General features: G+C 62.9%; 16 protein-coding genes and 1 tRNA gene. 7 read left to right on the forward strand and 10 right to left on the reverse strand.

Going from position 1 to position 17645, the window contains the following annotated elements:
* Nucleotides 1–26 precede the first annotated feature (26 nt).
* The 4 genes from ABZN20_RS14230 to ABZN20_RS14245 all read right to left on the reverse strand — a co-directional run bounded on the left by ABZN20_RS14230 (nt 27) and on the right by ABZN20_RS14245 (nt 7440).
* Nucleotides 27–1649, reverse strand: a complete 1623-nt coding sequence (locus ABZN20_RS14230) for an efflux transporter outer membrane subunit (RefSeq protein WP_367025666.1) — start codon at nt 1647–1649, stop codon at nt 27–29.
* Nucleotides 1646–2872 carry an efflux RND transporter periplasmic adaptor subunit gene (locus ABZN20_RS14235; RefSeq protein ID WP_367025667.1) on the reverse strand — a complete coding sequence of 409 codons (1227 nt, stop codon included), beginning with the start codon at nt 2870–2872 and terminating at the stop codon, nt 1646–1648. Before ABZN20_RS14235 ends, ABZN20_RS14230 begins: the two co-directional genes overlap by 4 nt.
* Nucleotides 2872–6099 carry an efflux RND transporter permease subunit gene (locus ABZN20_RS14240; protein WP_367025668.1) on the reverse strand — a complete coding sequence of 1076 codons (3228 nt, stop codon included), beginning with the start codon at nt 6097–6099 and terminating at the stop codon, nt 2872–2874. The genes ABZN20_RS14235 and ABZN20_RS14240 overlap by 1 nt, the downstream gene beginning before the upstream one ends.
* Before the next feature lie 576 nt (nt 6100–6675).
* Entirely contained in the window at nt 6676–7440 is a 765-nt protein-coding gene (locus ABZN20_RS14245) for an elongation factor-1 alpha (protein WP_367025669.1), read from the reverse strand.
* Nucleotides 7441–7669: 229 nt separating this feature from the next.
* On the opposite strand from ABZN20_RS14245, the gene ABZN20_RS14250 reads away from it, so the two are divergent.
* Nucleotides 7670–7930 (forward strand): hypothetical protein, encoded by a 261-nt coding sequence (locus tag ABZN20_RS14250; RefSeq protein ID WP_218808126.1) that lies wholly within the window; start codon nt 7670–7672, stop codon nt 7928–7930.
* A 6-nt stretch (nt 7931–7936) separates the two neighbouring features.
* Here ABZN20_RS14250 and ABZN20_RS14255 read toward each other — a convergent pair whose 3' ends face one another.
* Genes ABZN20_RS14255 through ABZN20_RS14275 form a run of 5 tightly spaced genes read right to left on the reverse strand, consistent with a single transcriptional unit; the run spans nt 7937 to nt 12369 of the window.
* On the reverse strand, nt 7937–8131 hold the full coding sequence (locus tag ABZN20_RS14255; RefSeq protein ID WP_367025670.1) for a YbdD/YjiX family protein: 195 nt from the start codon (nt 8129–8131) through the stop codon (nt 7937–7939).
* Nucleotides 8128–9528 carry an FAD-binding oxidoreductase gene (locus ABZN20_RS14260; protein ID WP_367025671.1) on the reverse strand — a complete coding sequence of 467 codons (1401 nt, stop codon included), beginning with the start codon at nt 9526–9528 and terminating at the stop codon, nt 8128–8130. Before ABZN20_RS14260 ends, ABZN20_RS14255 begins: the two co-directional genes overlap by 4 nt.
* 17 nt (nt 9529–9545) lie before the next feature.
* Nucleotides 9546–10133, reverse strand: coding sequence for a phosphoheptose isomerase (locus ABZN20_RS14265; RefSeq protein WP_218808123.1), 588 nt, complete (start codon nt 10131–10133; stop codon nt 9546–9548).
* Nucleotides 10130–10492, reverse strand: coding sequence for a YraN family protein (locus ABZN20_RS14270; protein WP_218808122.1), 363 nt, complete (start codon nt 10490–10492; stop codon nt 10130–10132). The genes ABZN20_RS14265 and ABZN20_RS14270 overlap by 4 nt, the downstream gene beginning before the upstream one ends.
* Complete coding sequence (locus ABZN20_RS14275) at nt 10492–12369, reverse strand: penicillin-binding protein activator (protein WP_367025672.1); 1878 nt, start codon at nt 12367–12369, stop codon at nt 10492–10494. The genes ABZN20_RS14270 and ABZN20_RS14275 overlap by 1 nt, the downstream gene beginning before the upstream one ends.
* Nucleotides 12370–12396: 27 nt before the next feature.
* On the opposite strand from ABZN20_RS14275, the gene rsmI reads away from it, so the two are divergent.
* Nucleotides 12397–13272 (forward strand): 16S rRNA (cytidine(1402)-2'-O)-methyltransferase, encoded by an 876-nt coding sequence (gene rsmI, locus ABZN20_RS14280; RefSeq protein WP_367025673.1) that lies wholly within the window; start codon nt 12397–12399, stop codon nt 13270–13272.
* A gap of 24 nt (nt 13273–13296) precedes the next feature.
* Entirely contained in the window at nt 13297–14241 is a 945-nt protein-coding gene (locus ABZN20_RS14285) for a polysaccharide deacetylase family protein (protein ID WP_367025674.1), read from the forward strand.
* A gap of 10 nt (nt 14242–14251) precedes the next feature.
* On the opposite strand, the gene ABZN20_RS14290 is transcribed toward ABZN20_RS14285, so the two are convergent.
* A complete protein-coding gene (locus ABZN20_RS14290; RefSeq protein ID WP_367025675.1) occupies nt 14252–14629 on the reverse strand; it encodes a DUF4156 domain-containing protein in 378 nt (125 codons plus the stop codon).
* A 167-nt stretch (nt 14630–14796) separates the two neighbouring features.
* Between ABZN20_RS14290 and ABZN20_RS14295 the strand changes: the two genes are divergently transcribed.
* The 4 genes from ABZN20_RS14295 (at nt 14797) to ABZN20_RS14310 (ending at nt 17426) form a co-directional block, all read left to right on the forward strand.
* Nucleotides 14797–14873: transfer RNA gene (locus ABZN20_RS14295), tRNA-Arg, on the forward strand.
* Between the two features lie 276 nt (nt 14874–15149).
* Nucleotides 15150–16250 carry a tyrosine-type recombinase/integrase gene (locus tag ABZN20_RS14300; protein ID WP_367025676.1) on the forward strand — a complete coding sequence of 367 codons (1101 nt, stop codon included), beginning with the start codon at nt 15150–15152 and terminating at the stop codon, nt 16248–16250.
* A 151-nt stretch (nt 16251–16401) separates the two neighbouring features.
* Entirely contained in the window at nt 16402–17118 is a 717-nt protein-coding gene (locus ABZN20_RS14305) for a hypothetical protein (RefSeq protein ID WP_367025677.1), read from the forward strand.
* Between the two features lie 107 nt (nt 17119–17225).
* Entirely contained in the window at nt 17226–17426 is a 201-nt protein-coding gene (locus ABZN20_RS14310) for a hypothetical protein (RefSeq protein ID WP_367025678.1), read from the forward strand.
* Nucleotides 17427–17645 lie beyond the last annotated feature (219 nt).

The raw sequence follows: 17645 nt of genomic DNA on the forward strand, positions 1-17645 counted from the left end.
GAGGAGCAAACTGAAATCCCTGCTGCTTATTGCGGAACAAACGGCTTGGTCAGATCGTTATTCAGCCTGTTGTTGTCCGCTGGAACATCGATTCCACCCGCGGGCACAGGTTTTCCGGCATTGCCATATTCTTCGAAAACGCCGAAGGGTTGAATCTGATCGTCGGCGGGCAATTGCTTGCGGTTCCAGCCGCCGCCGAGCGCGCGTATGAGCGCAACCGAATTTTTCAGCCGTTCGGTCTTGAGCACCACGGCGTCGATGCGCGCCGTCAGTGTGTTGATCTGTGCGTAAATGAGATCGAGGCTGGTGATCAGGCCGCCCAGATAAAGCTCCATGGTCAGATTCTGCGTCTGCAGCGCGGCCTTGACGGCTTGGTCCTGCCGATCGGCCGCTAAGGTCAGCCGATTGGTCAGGCTCAAACCGTTCTCGACTTCGCGAAAGGCGTTGAGCACGGTCGCACGGTACTTGTCCTCGGTTTCGCGATAGGCCGACCAGGACTGCTGCAATTGGGCGCGGCGCAGACCGCCCTGAAACAGCGGCATGGAAACGGAAGCGCCGTAGGACCAGTAACTGTTGGCCAGCGCGATCAGATTCATGCTGCTGTTTTCATATCCGCCGCTGGCCTTGAATACCACGTTCGGGAAAAAAGCGGCACGGGCGATGCCGATAGCGCGGTTCGCCTGCGCCATCTGGCGCTCCATCTGGGCGATGTCGGGCCGGCGTTCGAGCAGGGAGGCAGGAATATTCTGCGGAACCGTGAAATTCGGCGATGGCAGCTCGTCCACCGGCGCGATACGGAAAGCGGCCGGCGCCTTGTTGACGAGAATGGCGATCGCGTGTTCGGTCACCTGACGTTTGCCCTGAATATCGAGCTCTTTCGCCTCGGTACTGTGCAGCAGGTATTCGGCGCGGGCGACGTCGAGTTGCGGCACGATGGCGCCATGGAACTGGGCATTGACGATATCCAGCGACTTTTTGTAATAGGCGATGGATTGGGTATAGACCGAATCCTGTGCGTCGTAGCCGCGCAGCGTGAAATAATTCGCCGCGATTTCCGCCTGCAGGCTGAGGCGCGCGAGCCCGTATTCGGCGGCGCGCTGTTCCGCCTGGTAAATCTCGGCGCGCACCCGGTTGCGGATCGCCGACCAGAAGTCTGGCTCCCAGGATGCGAGTCCCCCGCTGTAGTAGTCCGACTGCTCGATCGGCGCGTTGGGCGCGCGAAACAGGGCATTGACGGATTGCTCGTTGTTCGAGGCGCCGAACTCCAGACCGAGCTGCGGGATCAGGCGCGAGCGCACCTTCATCATCACGTCCCGCGCCTGGACGAAACGCTCGGCGGCGGCCTGAAGATCGGGATTGGCCGCCATGGCCTGTTCTTCGAGCCGGTTCAGGACCGGATCGTTGTAAAGCTTCCACCAGTCCGGGCGCAGCTCGCCATCCGACGGCTTCGCTTCGACGAAGGGGCTCGATCCATGCCATGAGTCGGGGACGACGAACTGGGCGGGCTCGTAAGCGGGCGCCAGATCCACGGCCGGGCCGTCGACACACGCCGATAAATTGAGCACCAGCAGCAACAAACCGCTACGCCGCATGCGCGCGCGGAAAATGCCTGACATCTCCGGATTCGTCCGCAAGCGCTTGTCCATCATTCGGCCGGCGTGGGGGTCGCTGACGCGGCTTCCTCGGCGGCGGGAGGCGCTTCCTGGCTGGAAAGATCATAACCCGGCGCAGGCGTGACGACGCGCACCTTGTCGCCTTCGAGCAAGGCGGCGCTGGGGTTGTTCACGATGCGCTCGTCGGGGGAAACGCCTTCCGTCAACTCGACCGTCCCGTCGAGAATTTTGCTCACCTGGATCGGCTTGAAGTGAATGTGATCGTCATCCGTCACCACGGCGACTTGCGTGTTGGCTTCCTGGAATACCAGGGCGCTGGCGGGGATGCTGAGGACATGGGTATCGTTCGGCACCGTGAGGCTGACCGTGGCGTACGAGCCTGGCCATAATGCGCCGTCTTCATTGTCGATCGTGAATTCGGTGATGATGGTGCGGGTATTCGGATCGATGCCATTGGCGGCGGTCAGGAAATTGGCGGTGAAATGGCGGTTGGTAAATTGCGGCACGGTGACGTCCGCGGTGAGGCCGGGTCTTAGGATTTCCGCAAAGGTGCTCGGCACGGAAATAAAGAGGCGCATCTTATGCATGTCGGCCACGGAAAACAGATTGCTGACCGTATTGCCGTTGGTGCTGCTGATATAGCCGTCCTTGTTGATGTAGTCGCCGACGTTGATGTTACGTTGGGTCACCACGCCGTCATAGGGGGCGACGATGGTTTTGAAGCGCATCTTCGCCAGAAAATTATTGACGTTGTTCTCCGCCGCCTTGACCAGCGCCGCTTCGGATCGCTCATTGGCTTCCTGCACCGAAATCGACTGCTCCGAAACCGCATGCGATTCGCGCAGCGCCAGCCAGCGCTTCAGAGATACCAGGGCGAGATTGTATTTGGCGCGCTGCGAATCCAGATCCGCCTTGGCCTGCGAAAATTCGGCATCGAGCGTCGGCTGGCTGATTTCCGCGAGCACCTCGCCCTGCTTCACACGCGCGCCGTAATCCTTGTACCACATCTTCACATAGCCCGGGATCTGGGCGTAGATCGGCGCCTGATACCAGGCGTCGATATTGCCGGGAAGCGCAACGGTCGCGGTCGGCGCAATCGGCCGGGCATGAGTGACGGCCACGGTCGGCACGGCCTCCCTGAGCGTTTCCTCGCGCAGGGCGTCGGCGTCGCGTTTGCGCTCATAGAACTGATAGCCGGCATAAACGACGCAAAGCAGGATCGCTATGGCTACGCGCGGATGGCGCAGAATCTTGTGCATCAGCTTTTCTCCTTCCGGCTGGCGGCTCGCTTGCTGTAAATCATGGCGTAAACGCAGGGCACGAAAAGCAGCGTCGCAAAGGTGGCGAGCATCAGTCCGCCCATGACGGCGCGGCCCAGCGGCGCATTCTGGGAATTACTCAGCGACATCGGCAGCATGCCGATGATCATGGCCGAAGCGGTCATCAGCACCGGCCGGATGCGTGCGTAGCCCGCCTCGACGGCTGCCTTCAGCGCATCGCCATGCACTTCGAGCCGTTCACGGGCGTAGGAGACGACCAGGATCGAATTGGCGGTCGCCGTGCCCATCGACATGATGGCGCCCGTCAGCGCCGGCACCGAGATATTGGTGTGCGTGATGAACAGTGACCAGGCGATGCCCGCCAGCGCGCCGGGCAAGGCGGTGATGATGATGAAGGGATCGAGCCAGGACTGGAAGTTGATGACGAGCAGCAGATAGACCAGCACGATCGCGGCGATGAGACCGGCCAGCAGTTCGAAATAAGCGCTGGCCATGGTTTCGGCCTGGCCCTTGATGTCGACCGCCGTGCCGCGGGGCAGCGCTTTCTCCATGCTTTTGACGGCCTTCTCGACATCCGTCAGCACGCCGCCGAGATCGCGTCCCTCGGCGGACACATAGATATCGAACACCGGCATGATATCCATGTGCGTGACCACCCCCGGCGTGCCGGTCACGGAAAGCGAGGCGACATTGCCGAGCAGTTGCATGTCCTTTCCCGTCGGGTCCATGTCGCCCTTGTCGACCGGAATGGTCAAGAGATCATTGATACTCGCGAGCTGCGGCTGCGGCAGATAGACATTGACCTGGTAGGACAGGCCGGTCTTGTGATCGAGCCAAAAGACCTGATCGACCTGCTGGCTGCCGGACGTCGACATCAGCAGGTTGTCGGTGATGTCTTTCAGTGTCAGATCGATGCCGAGTCCGAGGCTGCGATTGCCGTTGACGTTCAGGGTCGGCGTGCGCATGGTCTGCTGTATCGTCACGTCGCTGGCGCCGCTGACCTTGCGCAACTCGCTCGCCAACTTGCGCGCGTACTCGTAGTTGGCCTCCATCTCGGTGCCGTTGACGCGGACATCGATCGGCGAGGGCGAACCGAAGTTGAGGATTTTCGCGGTCAGATCGGCCGGTTGGAAAGTGAATTCGGTTCCCGGATAGCGTTCCTTCAAACCCTTGCGGAGTATGCGCCGGTAGTCCCAAACCGGAGACGCCTCATTTTTCAGGCTGATGGTCAGATCGCAATCCTGGGAGCCGATGGTCGGGGTCGGAATGAAGGCCAGGTTATGCGGACCGACCGGCAGGCCGCAGTTGCTGACGACGCCCTCGACCTGGCCGGGCAGCAGCTTCGCGATGTCGTTCGAGACCAACGTGGCGATGCGTCCGGCAACTTCGATGCGCGTGCCGAGCGGTGCCCGCATGTGCATCTGGATGGTTCCCGACTTGATTTCGGGGAAGAAGTCGCGTCCGTTGAAGTAATAAAGGACGAGGGAGCCGACCGCGAACGCCAGAAAGATCCCGATGAAGGCGCCGCGATGGGCGATCGCCTGTTCGAGCAGCGCCTTGTAGTTTTCGCGGAAACGATCGAAACCGCGCTCGAAGCCCTTCTGGAAGCGCCCCAGGAAACCCGGCGGTTTCTCCGCGTGATGAAGGGAATCCGGCACCGCGCCGTGGACGCTGCCCCCGCCGGCCAACGCCAGTTCAGGCTGTCCATGCGGCGCGTTGTGATCCACCAGTACGTATTTCGCCATGGTCGGCACCAGCGTGCGCGACAGGATGAAGGAGGCGAGCATGGCGAAGATCACCGCCTCGGCCATCGGCGCGAACAGATAGCCGGACACGCCGCTCAGCTCGAAGAGGGGGAACCAGACGGTGACGATGCAAAGGGTGGCCACCAGCGTCGGGACGACGATCTGATTGGCGGCGTCGACGATGGCGGTTTCGAGCGGCTTGCCCATTTCCAGATGCGTGTCGATGTTCTCGATCATCACGGTTGCGTCGTCGACCAGGATGCCGACCGCCAGCGCCAGACCGCCCAGGGTCATGATGTTGATCGACTCACCCAGCAGGTGCAGACAGATGAGGGAGGTCAGGATGGCGAGCGGGATGGAGGTGGCGATGATGACCGTCGGCCGCCACGAACCGAGAAACAGCAGCACGACCAGACCAGTGAGCAGGGCGGCGGTTCCCATTTCATGCAGGACGTCCTTGATCGAATCCTTCACGAAGATCGAGGCATCGTTCAGAAGTTTGATTTGCACACCCTCGGGGACGATTTGCTCGATGCGCGGAATCATCTTTTTGATCCCGGCGACCACGTCCAGGGTCGACGCATTGCCGCTCTTCATCACCACGATCATGACCGCCTGCTTGCCCTCCACCAGCACGGAGTTGATTTGCGGCGGGCCGGCGATCTGCACATCGGCGACGTCGCGCAGATAGATGGTGGAGTTGGTCGCGTCGACCCGCTTGATCGGGATGTTGTTGAAATCCTCGACCTGCATCGGCGTGGCATTGGTCTGCACCATCCAGTCGGTCTGCTTGATCTTCATGTCGCCCGCGGGCAGCACGATGCTCTGATCGCCGAAGGCATTGTGCACGTCGGTGGCGGTGATGTTGTGGGCGAGCAGTTTCTGCTTGTCGAGCGAGACCAGCAACTGCTGGGGCTTGCCCCCGTAGGGCTGCGGCAGGATCGCCCCCGGTATCGTCACCAGCAGCGTCCGGATGCGCGCGTAGGCGAGATTGTAGAGTTCCGACGGCGACAGCGTATCGGAAGTCACCTGCAGCATGGCCACCGGCACCGAGGACGCTTCCAGGCGCATGATCAGTGGCGGCGAAATGTCCGGCGGCAACTGTTTGACCACCGTCTGTGAAATCGCGGTGATCTCGGCCTCGGCGCCGGCGAGATTGGTGTCGGGCTGAAGATAGATATTGATGATGCTGATGCCGTAGTAGGAATTGCTTTCGATGCGCGCAATCCCTTCCACCGTCGAGGTCAAGGCACGTTCGTAATAATACGTGATGCGCCCCGACACATCCTGAGGCAGCAGCCCGGCATAGGCCCAAACCACGGAGACGACGGGTATCTTGATGGGCGGAAAGACGTCGGTCGCCGTTTTGAGCACCGACAGGATCCCGAACAATACGATCAGGATCGAAAGAACGACAAAGGTATAAGGTCTGCGCAGGGCAATGAGGACGATCTGGTTCATGCGGGAAGCCTGCTGAAAACGGTTTGTTTTTCTGTTAGTTGGGCACAGTTTTCAAAAGGGATGTCTTCCGGCTGAGCCTCACAAACCCCGCACTGACGTCATGTCCATAAATCCGTGGCGTGACTCAACCCGTCCTGCGGTCGGGAGGATTGGATTCAGCCTCGGGTCTTTCGGTCGAGCGATTCATGGGGCGTAGGTCAATCGCGGCGTCGGCGCGATCATGGCCGATGTGCGGCTTGGGAGCGGGGCGATGACCGGCATCGGCCGCCATCTGCCGAAAGCGGCGGGAGTTCGTGTTCATGAGTGATTCTTGCAGCTAAAAAGGGCCGGAGTCCGTGTCGTGTCCTTGGTATCGCCTGAAACGGCAAGCGCAATGTCCGTCTCGCAGGGACGGACGTTGCCCGTAGATGTGCCGAAAGCCGCCGTATCGTGCCACAGCGCCTGCTCGTGTGCCAAGGCGGTTTGACTTGGTCAGCTTCCGGACGCGACACGTCACCTCAAGTGAGATTGCCCATGGCGTTTTGGGCCGCCTGTCGCGTCAGGCGGCCCGGTTCAGCAGGCGGTGCAAAGTATCGCTCAGGGCTGGTCGCCGGATGCCGGCTGTTCCGACGTCCAGTACTTCAGCCACCGGGCTCGGGGCAGCCACATCTGCGCCAGGGAGGTGAGAATCATCGCCGTCGAGGCCAAGCTGTAGCCAATGCCGCCGACCATGGTCAGCCAGGCGAAGATGGAGAAGAACTTGGTCAGCCACCATGACAGGACGTCGACGATGAGGAAGGCGAAGGGCGTGGCGATGAGGATCAACTTCCATTTCCGCGGGAATTCCGCCAGGCCGAAGATCCAGCCGACGAACATGAAGATGAAGGCGATGCCGAACAAATGGATGTGCGAGACGCGGGTCAGCGAAGTAATGGAAGCGCCTTGGTCGATTTCGGCGAGCTTCTGGACATTCTCCGGCTTGGTGAAGTCCGGCAGGCCCGAATCCGCGTTGTGGCAGCTCACGCAGTACTGGTCCAGCCGCGGCTTGATCTTGGACGACCATTCGGTCATCGGTGCGCCGTCTTCCGCCCATTCGATCAACTCGAACCGTACCTCGTCCGGGGCCATGGGCTTCATCTGCCCCTTGAGCATGGTTTCCAGCTTCGAACCCGTGCGGTTGCCGTAATAGCTGTAGATGATGTCGTTGATGGAAAGGCCCGGTTTGCCGTCCGCCTTGCCGTGGGTCAGCATGATCTGTTCCCCCGCCATCAGCAGGCCGATGCCGATGACCAGCAGAAAGCCGGTAAAAAGGACCTTGTAGGCCTCGGGCAGACGTTCGAGCGTGGTGTGTTGATGGATCATCGTATGTCCTGAATGAAGATGAAAACCGCTCCCATTAGATATGCGGACCCTGTGCCTGCGCAACCGGCCGGCGCCCGTAGGATACGAAATGCACCATTACCCTTTCACGACCGATGCGGGCCGCCGGTGGGGGAGACTGGCGGCTCTCGGCGATAAGCTGTTATGTTGTCGCTGACCCGGTGCCGTTCGAGGCGATGCCGGAGGGCTGACTGGATTAGGAGAACGCACGATGAACCTGAAAGACGAGATGGAAAAGTTCCGCGACGGACTGCTGCAGCAGCGCGACGAGATCGTCGTGCAACTGGATCTGGCGCGCATGAACATCCGCGACGAGTGGGAAAAGGCCGAGGAACAGCTCGAGGAGTTGAAGGCCAGGGTGGCCGGGGCGGCGGACGAGGCCAAGGAGGCGTCGGAAGACGTCTGGGCCGGCGTTCAGGTGCTCGGCGAGGAGATCAAGAACGCTTACGAGCGTATCAAGAACAAGCTCTGAGCCGGTTCAGCAGCAGCGCCGCACGCCGCTCCAGCGGCGCTGCTGCTCGGCCCGGCAGAACGCCTTGCGGCTCAGCGGCTGGCCTCCGCCCGCGTGATGTTCGCGCCAGTGCTCCAGGTAGCGCTCGTAGGCGTCGTCCCCGGTGGCCATCCGGATGGTGCGCCACAAGGCGGTGAGCTTGCCGGGCAGCTTCGCCATCATGCCGGCGGCGGATCTTCCGCCGGGAAGGATTTGCCGGGATTGAGGATGCCGTTCGGATCGAACTGGCGTTTGATGGCATGCATCAGCGCCAGCGAGGTCCGGTCCAGTTCCTTGCCGACGTAGTCCCGCTTTTCGATGCCGACGCCGTGCTCGCCCGACAGGGTGCCGCGCAGTTCGAGCACCAGCGCGAACATCTCGTGCAGGCAGGCATGGGCGCGCTCGTTCTCGTCGGCCCGGTCCGGGTCGAACAGCAGATTGACGTGGATGTTGCCGTTGCCGGCATGGCCGAAGTTGACGATGGGAATGGCGTGCTTCTTCGACAGGTCGTCGAGGCCGGCGATCAGGGCCGGCAGTTCGGTCACCGGCACCACCACGTCCTCGTTGAGTTTCTTCGGCGCGACCTTGCGCAGCGAGGGCGACAGCGCCTTGCGGATGCTCCACAGCGCATCGACTTCGGCGGCGGTGCGGGCTGCGCGGAACTCCACCAGCCCGTCCAGGGAGGCCGCTGTGCGCAGGGATTCGACGGCGGCATCCAGGCTTTCGGGCGATCCGTCCACTTCGATCATCAGCAGGGCGGCGGCGTCTTCTGGCAGGTCCACGGCGGCATAGCGCCGCACCAGGGCGATGGCGTTGCCGTCGATGAATTCGAGCGCGCAGGGAATCACCGGCTGGGCCATGATCCGGGCGATGGCGCGGGCGGCGGACGCCACGTCCACGTAGATCGCCCGCAGGGTGCGCTTGGCGGAAGGCAGCGGGGTGAGCTTGAGGGTGGCCTCGGTGATGATCGCCAGGGTGCCCTCGGAACCGATGATCAGCCGGGTCAGGTCGTAGCCCACCACGCCCTTGGTGGTGTAGACCCCGCAGCGCAGTTCCTCGCCGGCACCGGTCACGGCCCGGAGCCCCAGGGTGTTCTCCCGCGGCGTGCCGTATTTCACGGCGCGGGGGCCGGCGGAGTTGTAGGCGAGGTTGCCGCCGATGCTGCAGAATTCGGCGGAAGTCGGATCGGGCGGCCAGAAGAAGCCGTGCGGTTTCACAGCGTCCTGCAGCGCCTGATTGGTGACGCCGGGCTCGACGACGGCGAAGCGGTTGTCCGGCGAGATCTCGATGATCCGGGTCATGCGTTCCAGCGAGGCGACCACGCCGCCGGCGATGGGCACGGTGGCGCCAGTGGTGCCGGTGCCGCGGCCGCGGGCGGTGAGCGGGACGCGGTGCCGGTTGCATAATCTGACCAGGGCCACGACATCCTGGTGCGAGCGGGGAAACACCACGGCATCGGGCAGCGCTTGGCGCTTGCTGTTGTCATAGCCGTAGGCCCAGCACTGGGCCGGATCGGTATGGCGGCTGCCGGCCGGGAACAGCTTCTCCAGTTCGCGGAGGAATCCTTCGGGCACGGTCATCGTCTAGCTCCCTTCCGCTATTCGCCGAACAATTGGTGGTCCACCAGATCGCACAGGCAATGGGTGATCAGCAGGTGGACTTCCTGGATGCGGGCGGTGCTGGGCGCGGTGACGCGGATTTCCACGTCGGTCTCGCGCAGCAGCGGAGCCAGGGTGCCGCCGTCGCGGCCGTTCAGGGCGATGATGCTCATGTCGCGGTCATGGGCCGCCACGGCGGCCGCCAGCACGCTGGGCGAGATGCCGCTGGTGCTGTAGATGACCAGGACATCGCCGGCATGGCCCAGCGCCCGCACCTGTTTGGCGAACACCTCGTCGAAGTGGTAGTCGTTGGCAATGGAGGTGAGGGTGGAGGTGTCCGTGGTCAGCGCCACGGCGGGCAGGCCCGGCCGCTCGCGCTCGAAGCGGTTGAGCATCTCCGAGGAGAAATGCTGGGCTTGGGCGGCCGAGCCGCCGTTGCCGCAGCACAGGATCTTGCCGTCGGACAGCAGGCAGTTGGCCAGCCGTGCCGCGGCGATCTCGATCAGATCGCCGAGCATGGTCAAAGCTTCCTGCGTGGCTTCGACGTGCGCGCTGAAATGGCGCTCGATACGTTCGTGTGGGTTCATTGCGCCTCGATTGCGTTCCTGATCCATTCCGCTTCCGGACCGGCGGCGCCCGGCGAAACCGCGACCACGTCCAGCCGGACGGCGCCTTTCACGCGGCGTTCGATCATGTAGTGCTGCGCCGCGGCCAGGAGCCGCCGGCATTTGTGGCGGTCGACGCTTTCCAGCGCGCCGCCGTACCGATTGCTGCTGCGGTAGCGCACCTCGACGAAGACCACGGCGGCGCCTTCGGCCATGACCAGATCGATTTCGCCCAAGCGGCAGCGGTAGTTCCGCTCGATCAGGCGCAGGCCGCGCGCCGTGAGGTATTCCGCCGCCCAGTTTTCGGCCTGGGGGCCGGTCAGCAGGGCGGTTCCGCCCATTACCGCGACGGCGCCGGCCCGATCAGGCGCGGCGTGTTGCCCTCGAACTGCGCGCAGCTCAACTGCCGGCGGATGCGGTTGCCCTCGCCCGCGGTGAGTATACCGGTCGCGCCCTCGAAGCGCCCGCCGGAGCGCAGATCGTCGAGCCGGCCGGCGAGACGGTAAGCGTCGATTCCCATGGCGATCAGCTTGCGATAGTCCTGCGGGGTCTGCGTGACCTTGGCTTCCAGCGCGCGCTCGGACAAGGCGTCGCCGGCGGTCTCATCCAGCAGCCAGGGGATGTCGCAGAACACCACGCCGTTCAGTTCCCGGCCCAGCCCTGGGTCGGGCTCTCCCGAATAGAGCGAAGACATCGCGTAAACCGGCAGGTTCACGCCCAGTGATTCGAGATAGGGCTTGATGACGCGCCCGTCGTGCTCGTCGGCCGCCAGGAAAATGAAGTCCGCCACGTTTTCGTAAGGCACCGGCGTGGTTTGACCGCCTTGTCCCACCAGCAGGGCGACGTCTTCCAGGATCGTCGAATAATCGTTGCTGCCGGCCGCATAGGTCTTCGCCGCCGCAATGCGTCCGCCGGCCCGGCGCCAGTAATCGCTGAAGTGGTTCGCCACCCGCTGGCCGTAAGCCGACGACGGCGCGATCAGCAGGGCCGTGCGGTGATTGTCCAGGCGGGCGCTCGCCGCCACTTGCTCGACCTCCTGCTCGGGCGTGAGGCCGAACTGGAACAACTGGGCGGCGCTGACGCCGGGATTCTCGTTCAGTGCCAGTACCGGCGTCGGCAACTCGCCGCTGTTGGCGAGGGCGGCGACGTCTTCCTTCAGCAACGGGCCGATGACCTGGGTTGCGCCTTCTTCCAGCGCCTTCCGGTACAGGCCCGCCACGTCCCCGGCCTGGGTGTCGTAAAAGCGCAGCGCCGGCTTGTTCTGGGCGATGTCCGCGTCGTGGGCCGCGTCGATGCCGGTCCGGATCGCTTCGGCCGGCGCGGCGTAGGTGCCGGAGAGCGGAAGCAGCACCGCGACGACCGGGGCGGAGCGGCTGCCGCCAGGCTCGGCCAGCGGAGTGATCTGGACGGCGGGTTTGGCTTCCGCGGCCGGCGCGGCCGTGCCCACCGGTTCGGCCGCCGCCAGATCGCTGCGCCGTGCCAGGGAGTCGGCGAAAGCGCCGCGGGCCGGATGGGTGGGGTAGCGCGCGTTCCAGTCCGCGATGGCCTTGCCGCGTTGAGCCGGCGTGGTTTGGCGGACCAGCCTGGCCAGCGCCACCCAGCCTTCGAACACCCCGGTCGCGGCCTCGGACTGCTGTTCCAGTACCGGATCGGGAACCCGGCTGAGGGCGTCGAAGATCGCCTCGTTGTTCTTCTGCACCGCAGCCGGCGAACTCAGCAGAGGCCCGGCGGCGATGCGCTCCCGGGCGCTTTCCACCATGTTCCCCATCTGGTTGTAGGCCGAGGCGCGCAGCGTGTGATAATGCCCTTTCTGGGCCAGGGTCATCTGCGAGTAATCCAGCCTGTCCAGCTTGGTCATCGCCTCCCGGGCGCGCCCGGCGTTGAGGTCGATGCGGGCGCTGAGCAGCCCGTAAAGAATGCGGTCGTCCTCGTCCAACCGCCGTGGGTCGACCGATCCCAGCAGCCGCCGCGAGGCCGTCGAATCGCCCGCGCGCAGGAAGGCGTCGGCGGCGCGCAGACGGAAGTAGTCCGGCACGTTCGAAATGCCGCCCGCCTTCTCGTAAAGCTGGCCGGCACCGGAGAAATCGCCCGCCCGCAGCCGGGTTTGCGCTTCCGCCGACAGTCTGGCGGCCGGATCGTTCGCCGCGGGCTTCAGGCTGGCGCAGCCGGTCAGGGCGGCGGTTATCGCCAGGGCGGCGACTCGAGTGACTATGCGCATGTCGAACCCTTTGATTCCATTTAGAAAATGCAGGCGTCTGAGCGGATGAACGGAGTACTATACCTAGTTGCCACGCCGATCGGCAATCTGGGCGATATCAGCTTTCGGGCCGTGGAAATCCTCAAGTCGGTCGATCTGATCGCCGCCGAGGATACCCGCCACAGCCGGCCTTTGCTGGATCGCTACGGCATCCACCGCCCGCTGTTCGCCCTGCATGAGCACAATGAGCAGCAGGCATCCGATCGCCTCATGGACCGGCTCAACGCCGGGCAGCGCATCGCGCTGATCAGCGACGCCGGCACGCCGCTGATCAACGATCCGGGTTATCCGCTGGTGAGCCGCGCCCGTGCGGCCGGACTCATCGTAACACCGGTGCCCGGCCCCTGCGCCCTCGTTGCCGCCCTTTCCGCCTCGGGGCTGTCCGCGGCGCGCTTCGCTTTCGAGGGCTTTGCGCCGCGCACCGGAGCCGCCAGGCGGCGCTCGTTCGAATCGCTGGTCGCCGACGAGCGCACCCTGGTGTTCTACGAAGCCAGCCACCGTATCCGCGATTGCATCGCCGACGTCGCCGCGGTTTTTCCCGAGGACCGCCGGGTCGTGGTGGCGCGCGAGCTGACCAAACTGCACGAGAGTTTCCTGTGCGGCGCCGCCGCGGAAATGCCGGCGCTCATGGACCGGGCGCCGGAAAACAGCAAGGGCGAATTCGTGGTGGTGATCGAGGGCGCCAGCCCTGAGCCCGCCGAGACCGGGCCGTCGCAGGAGTCCCTGAGGGTCTTGAAACTGCTGCTGGAAGAATGCTCGGTCAAGAGCGCTGCTGGGCTTGCGGCCAGGATCACCGGTGCCCGCCGGGAGGACCTGTACCGGGCGGCCTTGGAACTCAAGCGCGCCGAAGGCGACCGGGCCTGAAATCATCATAGAGGGAGGAAAGCCATGCTCAAGAGCGTCCTAGCCCAGGGTCTGGCCCTGGCCGGCGCGAATGCCATCGCGCGGCGGATCAACCGCAAAGGCGTCACCGTGCTGATGTACCACGGCGTCATGGAGGACGATTTCGGCCTGGCGGAGGGCGACTGGCTGCAGGTCCGGGCCTCCGAATTCAGAAGCCAGATGCAACACCTTGGCCGGCATTACCGCGCCGTTCCCTTGGAACGGGCCTGGGAGGGGGAAGATGATGGCCGGCCCAGGGTCGCCCTGACCTTCGACGACGGTTATGCCAACAACTTCCGCGTCGCCTTCCCCATCCTGCGGGAGTTCGGGTTTCCCGCCACCGTTTTTCTCGTCACCGGCGCGGTCGGCACCCGGCGACTGTTCTGGTTCGACCGGCTGCAGATTGCGTTGGGCGGACGCGTGGCGCCCGCCGAGCTCAAGCGCATCAAGGAAGACTTCAAGGCCGGCACGCACCCCCACGGCATCGACGATGCCGTGGACACCCTGCTGCGAGGACATCCCGACGCCGGCACGATTTCGGCGGAAGCGGTCGAAGCCTACCGGCCCTTGAGCCGGGAGGAAATCGCCGAGATGGCGGCGAGCGGCCTGGTCCGCTTCGGCTCCCACACCCACCGCCACGAGATTCTCACACGCTTGAACCAGGCCGAGGCGGAGCGGACTCTGCTGCAGTCGCTGGAGATCCTCAACACCTTGCCGGGCTATGGCGGATATTTCTGCTTCCCCAACGGCGGATGGGCGCCGGAGCACATCCCGCTCTGCCGGAGGCTGGGTTTCGAAGGCGCCGTGCTCACCCGTCCCGGCGTGTGGAAGGACCCGGCCGACCGGTTCACCATCCCCCGGTTCGGGATAGGGCGGGGGGCGGATGCGGCCACCTTCGCGGCGACCGTTTCCGGCGTCCTGCCCCGGATTCAACAGGTGCTGGGCCGCTGAACCGGCCGGATCACCGGCCCGGACATTTGTAGGCGATCCCCGAGTAGGTCACGTTCGTCTCGGCCACATGGCCGCTGCCGGAGCCATTGGATATGCTCATGCTGCCGGTTTCCCCCGCCCGGCTGGTTAGGATCTGCACCGTATTCGCTCCCAGCCTTGCCGCCTCGTTTTTCATCTCGTTGCGCGCGCCGGTTTCCAGGTTGGCGTTGCTGGTAAAGTCGCCGGTGAAGAAGCTGCCCTGATTTCCGGTGACCTCGCCCAGATATTCGCAACCCGCCGGCTCGCTGGTGACGATTCTGACGGCGCGGGCTTCGGGAAGAAGGGGGTTGGCGGAACAGCCCGCCAGTACCAAGGAACAGATCAAGACGAGACGAGCGCGTTTGTGCATGCAAATCCTCCAACGGCTGGGCACAGTGTCGATTGCTTGTGAACAGATGGTCGGCAGAGCGCGGCGAGCATCCCTGCCTCCTTGGGTCTCGATTGGAAAACCATGTTTATAAAGGCTAAAATGCGTCCGAGGCCTTCGATGAGGCGGAGGCCTCCCGCCATCTCAACGCCCCGGTAGCTCAGTAGGATAGAGCGTCCCCCTCCTAAGGGGAAGGTCATACGTTCGAATCGTATCCGGGGCGCCACTTCCAGCCGGTCCATGGCTCTCATGGGACACTGGTGGGACACTAAATCAAAACAAACGGCAACACTCTTGCGCCCGTCACGGGAGCGAGGAGCGGGCGAGTTTGGGCGTTTTTTGGCGCGCGAGTGCCCCATGAGTGCCCCATGACGCCATGGCAATAACAAAAATCCATTTAGTTACATGATGTTGAGATATAACGCTAACCCATTGCCTATGGGATGTTGCCATTTTTTGCCGTTAGTTCTACCTTATTGCCGTCATACAAAGGGGTGGCGACATGGCAAGCATCGAAAAGCGAGAGAACGGCGACGGCACGACATCGTATCGGGTGAAGGTCCGGCTCAAGGGATACCCGGTACAGACTGCGACCTTTGAACGGCTGACCGACGCAAAGAAATGGATTGCCGCCACCGAGAGCGCCATTCGGGAAGGCCGTCACTTCAAGACCGCTGAGGCCAAGCGGCACACCCTGGGTGACGCCATCGACCGATACACCCGCGACGTGCTGCCCAGCCACAAACCCAAGGAACGCGCAAAGAAGACCACCAACCTTGCCTACTGGCGGAATGAGCTGGGGCACTCGTTGCTGGCGGACGTGACACCATCGGCCATCGCTGCCGCCAGGGACAAGATGGCTAGCGAGATGACGCACAGGGGAAAGCTTCGCTCGCCCGCCACGGTGGCAAGCTACCTGCTTTCACTGAGCGCGGTCTTGAGCGCAGCGAGTAAAGAATGGGGATGGATTGAAACGAACCCCATGAGCCGGGTAAGGAAGCCACCCCTGCCCGGTGGCCGCGTTCGGTTCCTGAGCGATGATGAACGCCTGCGGTTACTGAGTGAATGCCGGTCATCGAGGACCACGGAGCTATACCCCGCCGTCATGCTGGCCTTGTCTACGGGCATGCGCAAAGGCGAAGTCATGGGCTTGTACTGGCGAGAGCCGCGCAATCCGCCGAAGTATCGAGCGTGGGGGGTTGTGGACGTGGACGGTAGGCGCATCGTGCTTCATGCCACCAAGAACGGGGAGCGCCGAGTTGTCCCGCTGGTAGGTCCGGCGCTGGATTGCGTGAAATCGCTTTCCAAGGTGCGGAGGCTGGGCAGCGACTTGGTATTCCCCTCACGGGTTGATTCGAGTGAACCCGTAGACCTTCGCACCCCATGGGAAAACGCACTGAAGCGGGCAGGTATCGAGGATTTCCGGTTTCACGACCTAAGGCATAGCGCCGCGTCCTACCTCGCCATGAACGGTGCGACGCTGGCCGAGATTGCGGAAGTGCTGGGACACAAGACGCTTGCAATGGTGAAGCGGTATAGCCACTTGAGCGACGCCCATGTTTCAAGCGTGGTGGAGCGGATGAACAAGAAGATTTTCGGATAGCCCAATCCCGGAACAAAACCCACAAAACCCACCTTGAGGTGGCGGCGTGCGGGTTTGGAGATAGCCCAATCCCGGAACAAAACCCACAAAACCGGCTTCGGGACGGTGGCCGCCGACTGACCGGGCTTGCTGACTGAGGAATGCTGAACCGATGCTGAAAATACCCGCCCCGTATTACGCGCTAAGTGACGCCGCCGCCGAACTTGGCGTTGACACATCCAGGCTGCTGCACCTGGCCGAGACCGGACAGATTGAGCTTTGCTTCGTGTTTCGGTGGCTTTCAGGATCCGGGACCGTGGTCCGGTATTACAAGGAGGACCGTAAGGACCAAAGCCGAATCATCGAAAGCGGCGAACTGATGCCGGGAGGCTCCGCGCTCGTTTATCTCAACCATTGGGACTTACTGACCTTGATGAGCGGAGAGCGTGCGACCGTGGAGGGAGGTATCGACTACAACGGGACCGACGATGAGGGGATAGTGTATCTGTGCTGGGGGCCTGCCACCTGCACGATTGGCATGGACGACATCCGTATCCCGGCCTATGAGGTTGAAGCGCTTAAGAAGGTGGGCGAGTTCTACGAATGGGTGGAAGGCTTCGAGCCCGTTCAGCTGAATGCGGCGACTGACTCTGACGCCGCGCTAGGTCGTCAAATCCGTGCGCAGCGTTCGGAGTTCGCCAAACGAAACGCGGCTGAAGTGAAGGGCGCTAGGGAGCAAGAATGGGAGCGATGGCGCAGCGAGGCGGAACGCATTCAGGCTGGCCGCATACGCGAAGCCAGCAAACGCAAGCTTGCCGAGCTTGTGAAGAAATCTCTGAATCTCCCTGATTCTGTCGAGACGATTAGAAAAAAGATTAAGACTGGGTAATTGGGTAATGGGTTGGGTGCCTTAGTAATACCCATTTTATATATCAAAAATACCTGCAACCGCTGGGCGATACCGGCGGCATTTATCAACTACATGCAGGTATTAAAATGTCGCAGAAACTACTTTTCACCGTTCGTCAATTTAGCGAGCGCAATCCCGCTTTCTCTCAATCCGCGCTCCGCGCAATTATATTCAACGCCCGTCACAACGGCTTTGCCCCAGCCATCAAGCGTGTGGGGCGAAAGATATTGCTCGACGAAGCCGAGTTTTTTGCCGTCATCGACCGCCAGAACGGTGGTAAAAAATGAGTGCCGAGGGAAAGTTTCGGGGTACTGAAAATCCTCGCCATCTGCGGGCCTTGGCCGCATTGTTGAAAAGCCCCATACCGCGCGAGATACTGGACAGGAGTGCGGGATGCAGTAACGGGCCTGACCTGATAGCGCAGCTTAGACGAAAGGGCCTTGAGCTGCCTTGCGAGCGCGTTCCGGACACTGACCGAGACGGGCATGAAATCCGGCGCGGCGTCT

The organism is Methylococcus sp. ANG (assembly GCF_040730495.1).
GTDB lineage: Bacteria > Pseudomonadota > Gammaproteobacteria > Methylococcales > Methylococcaceae > Methylococcus.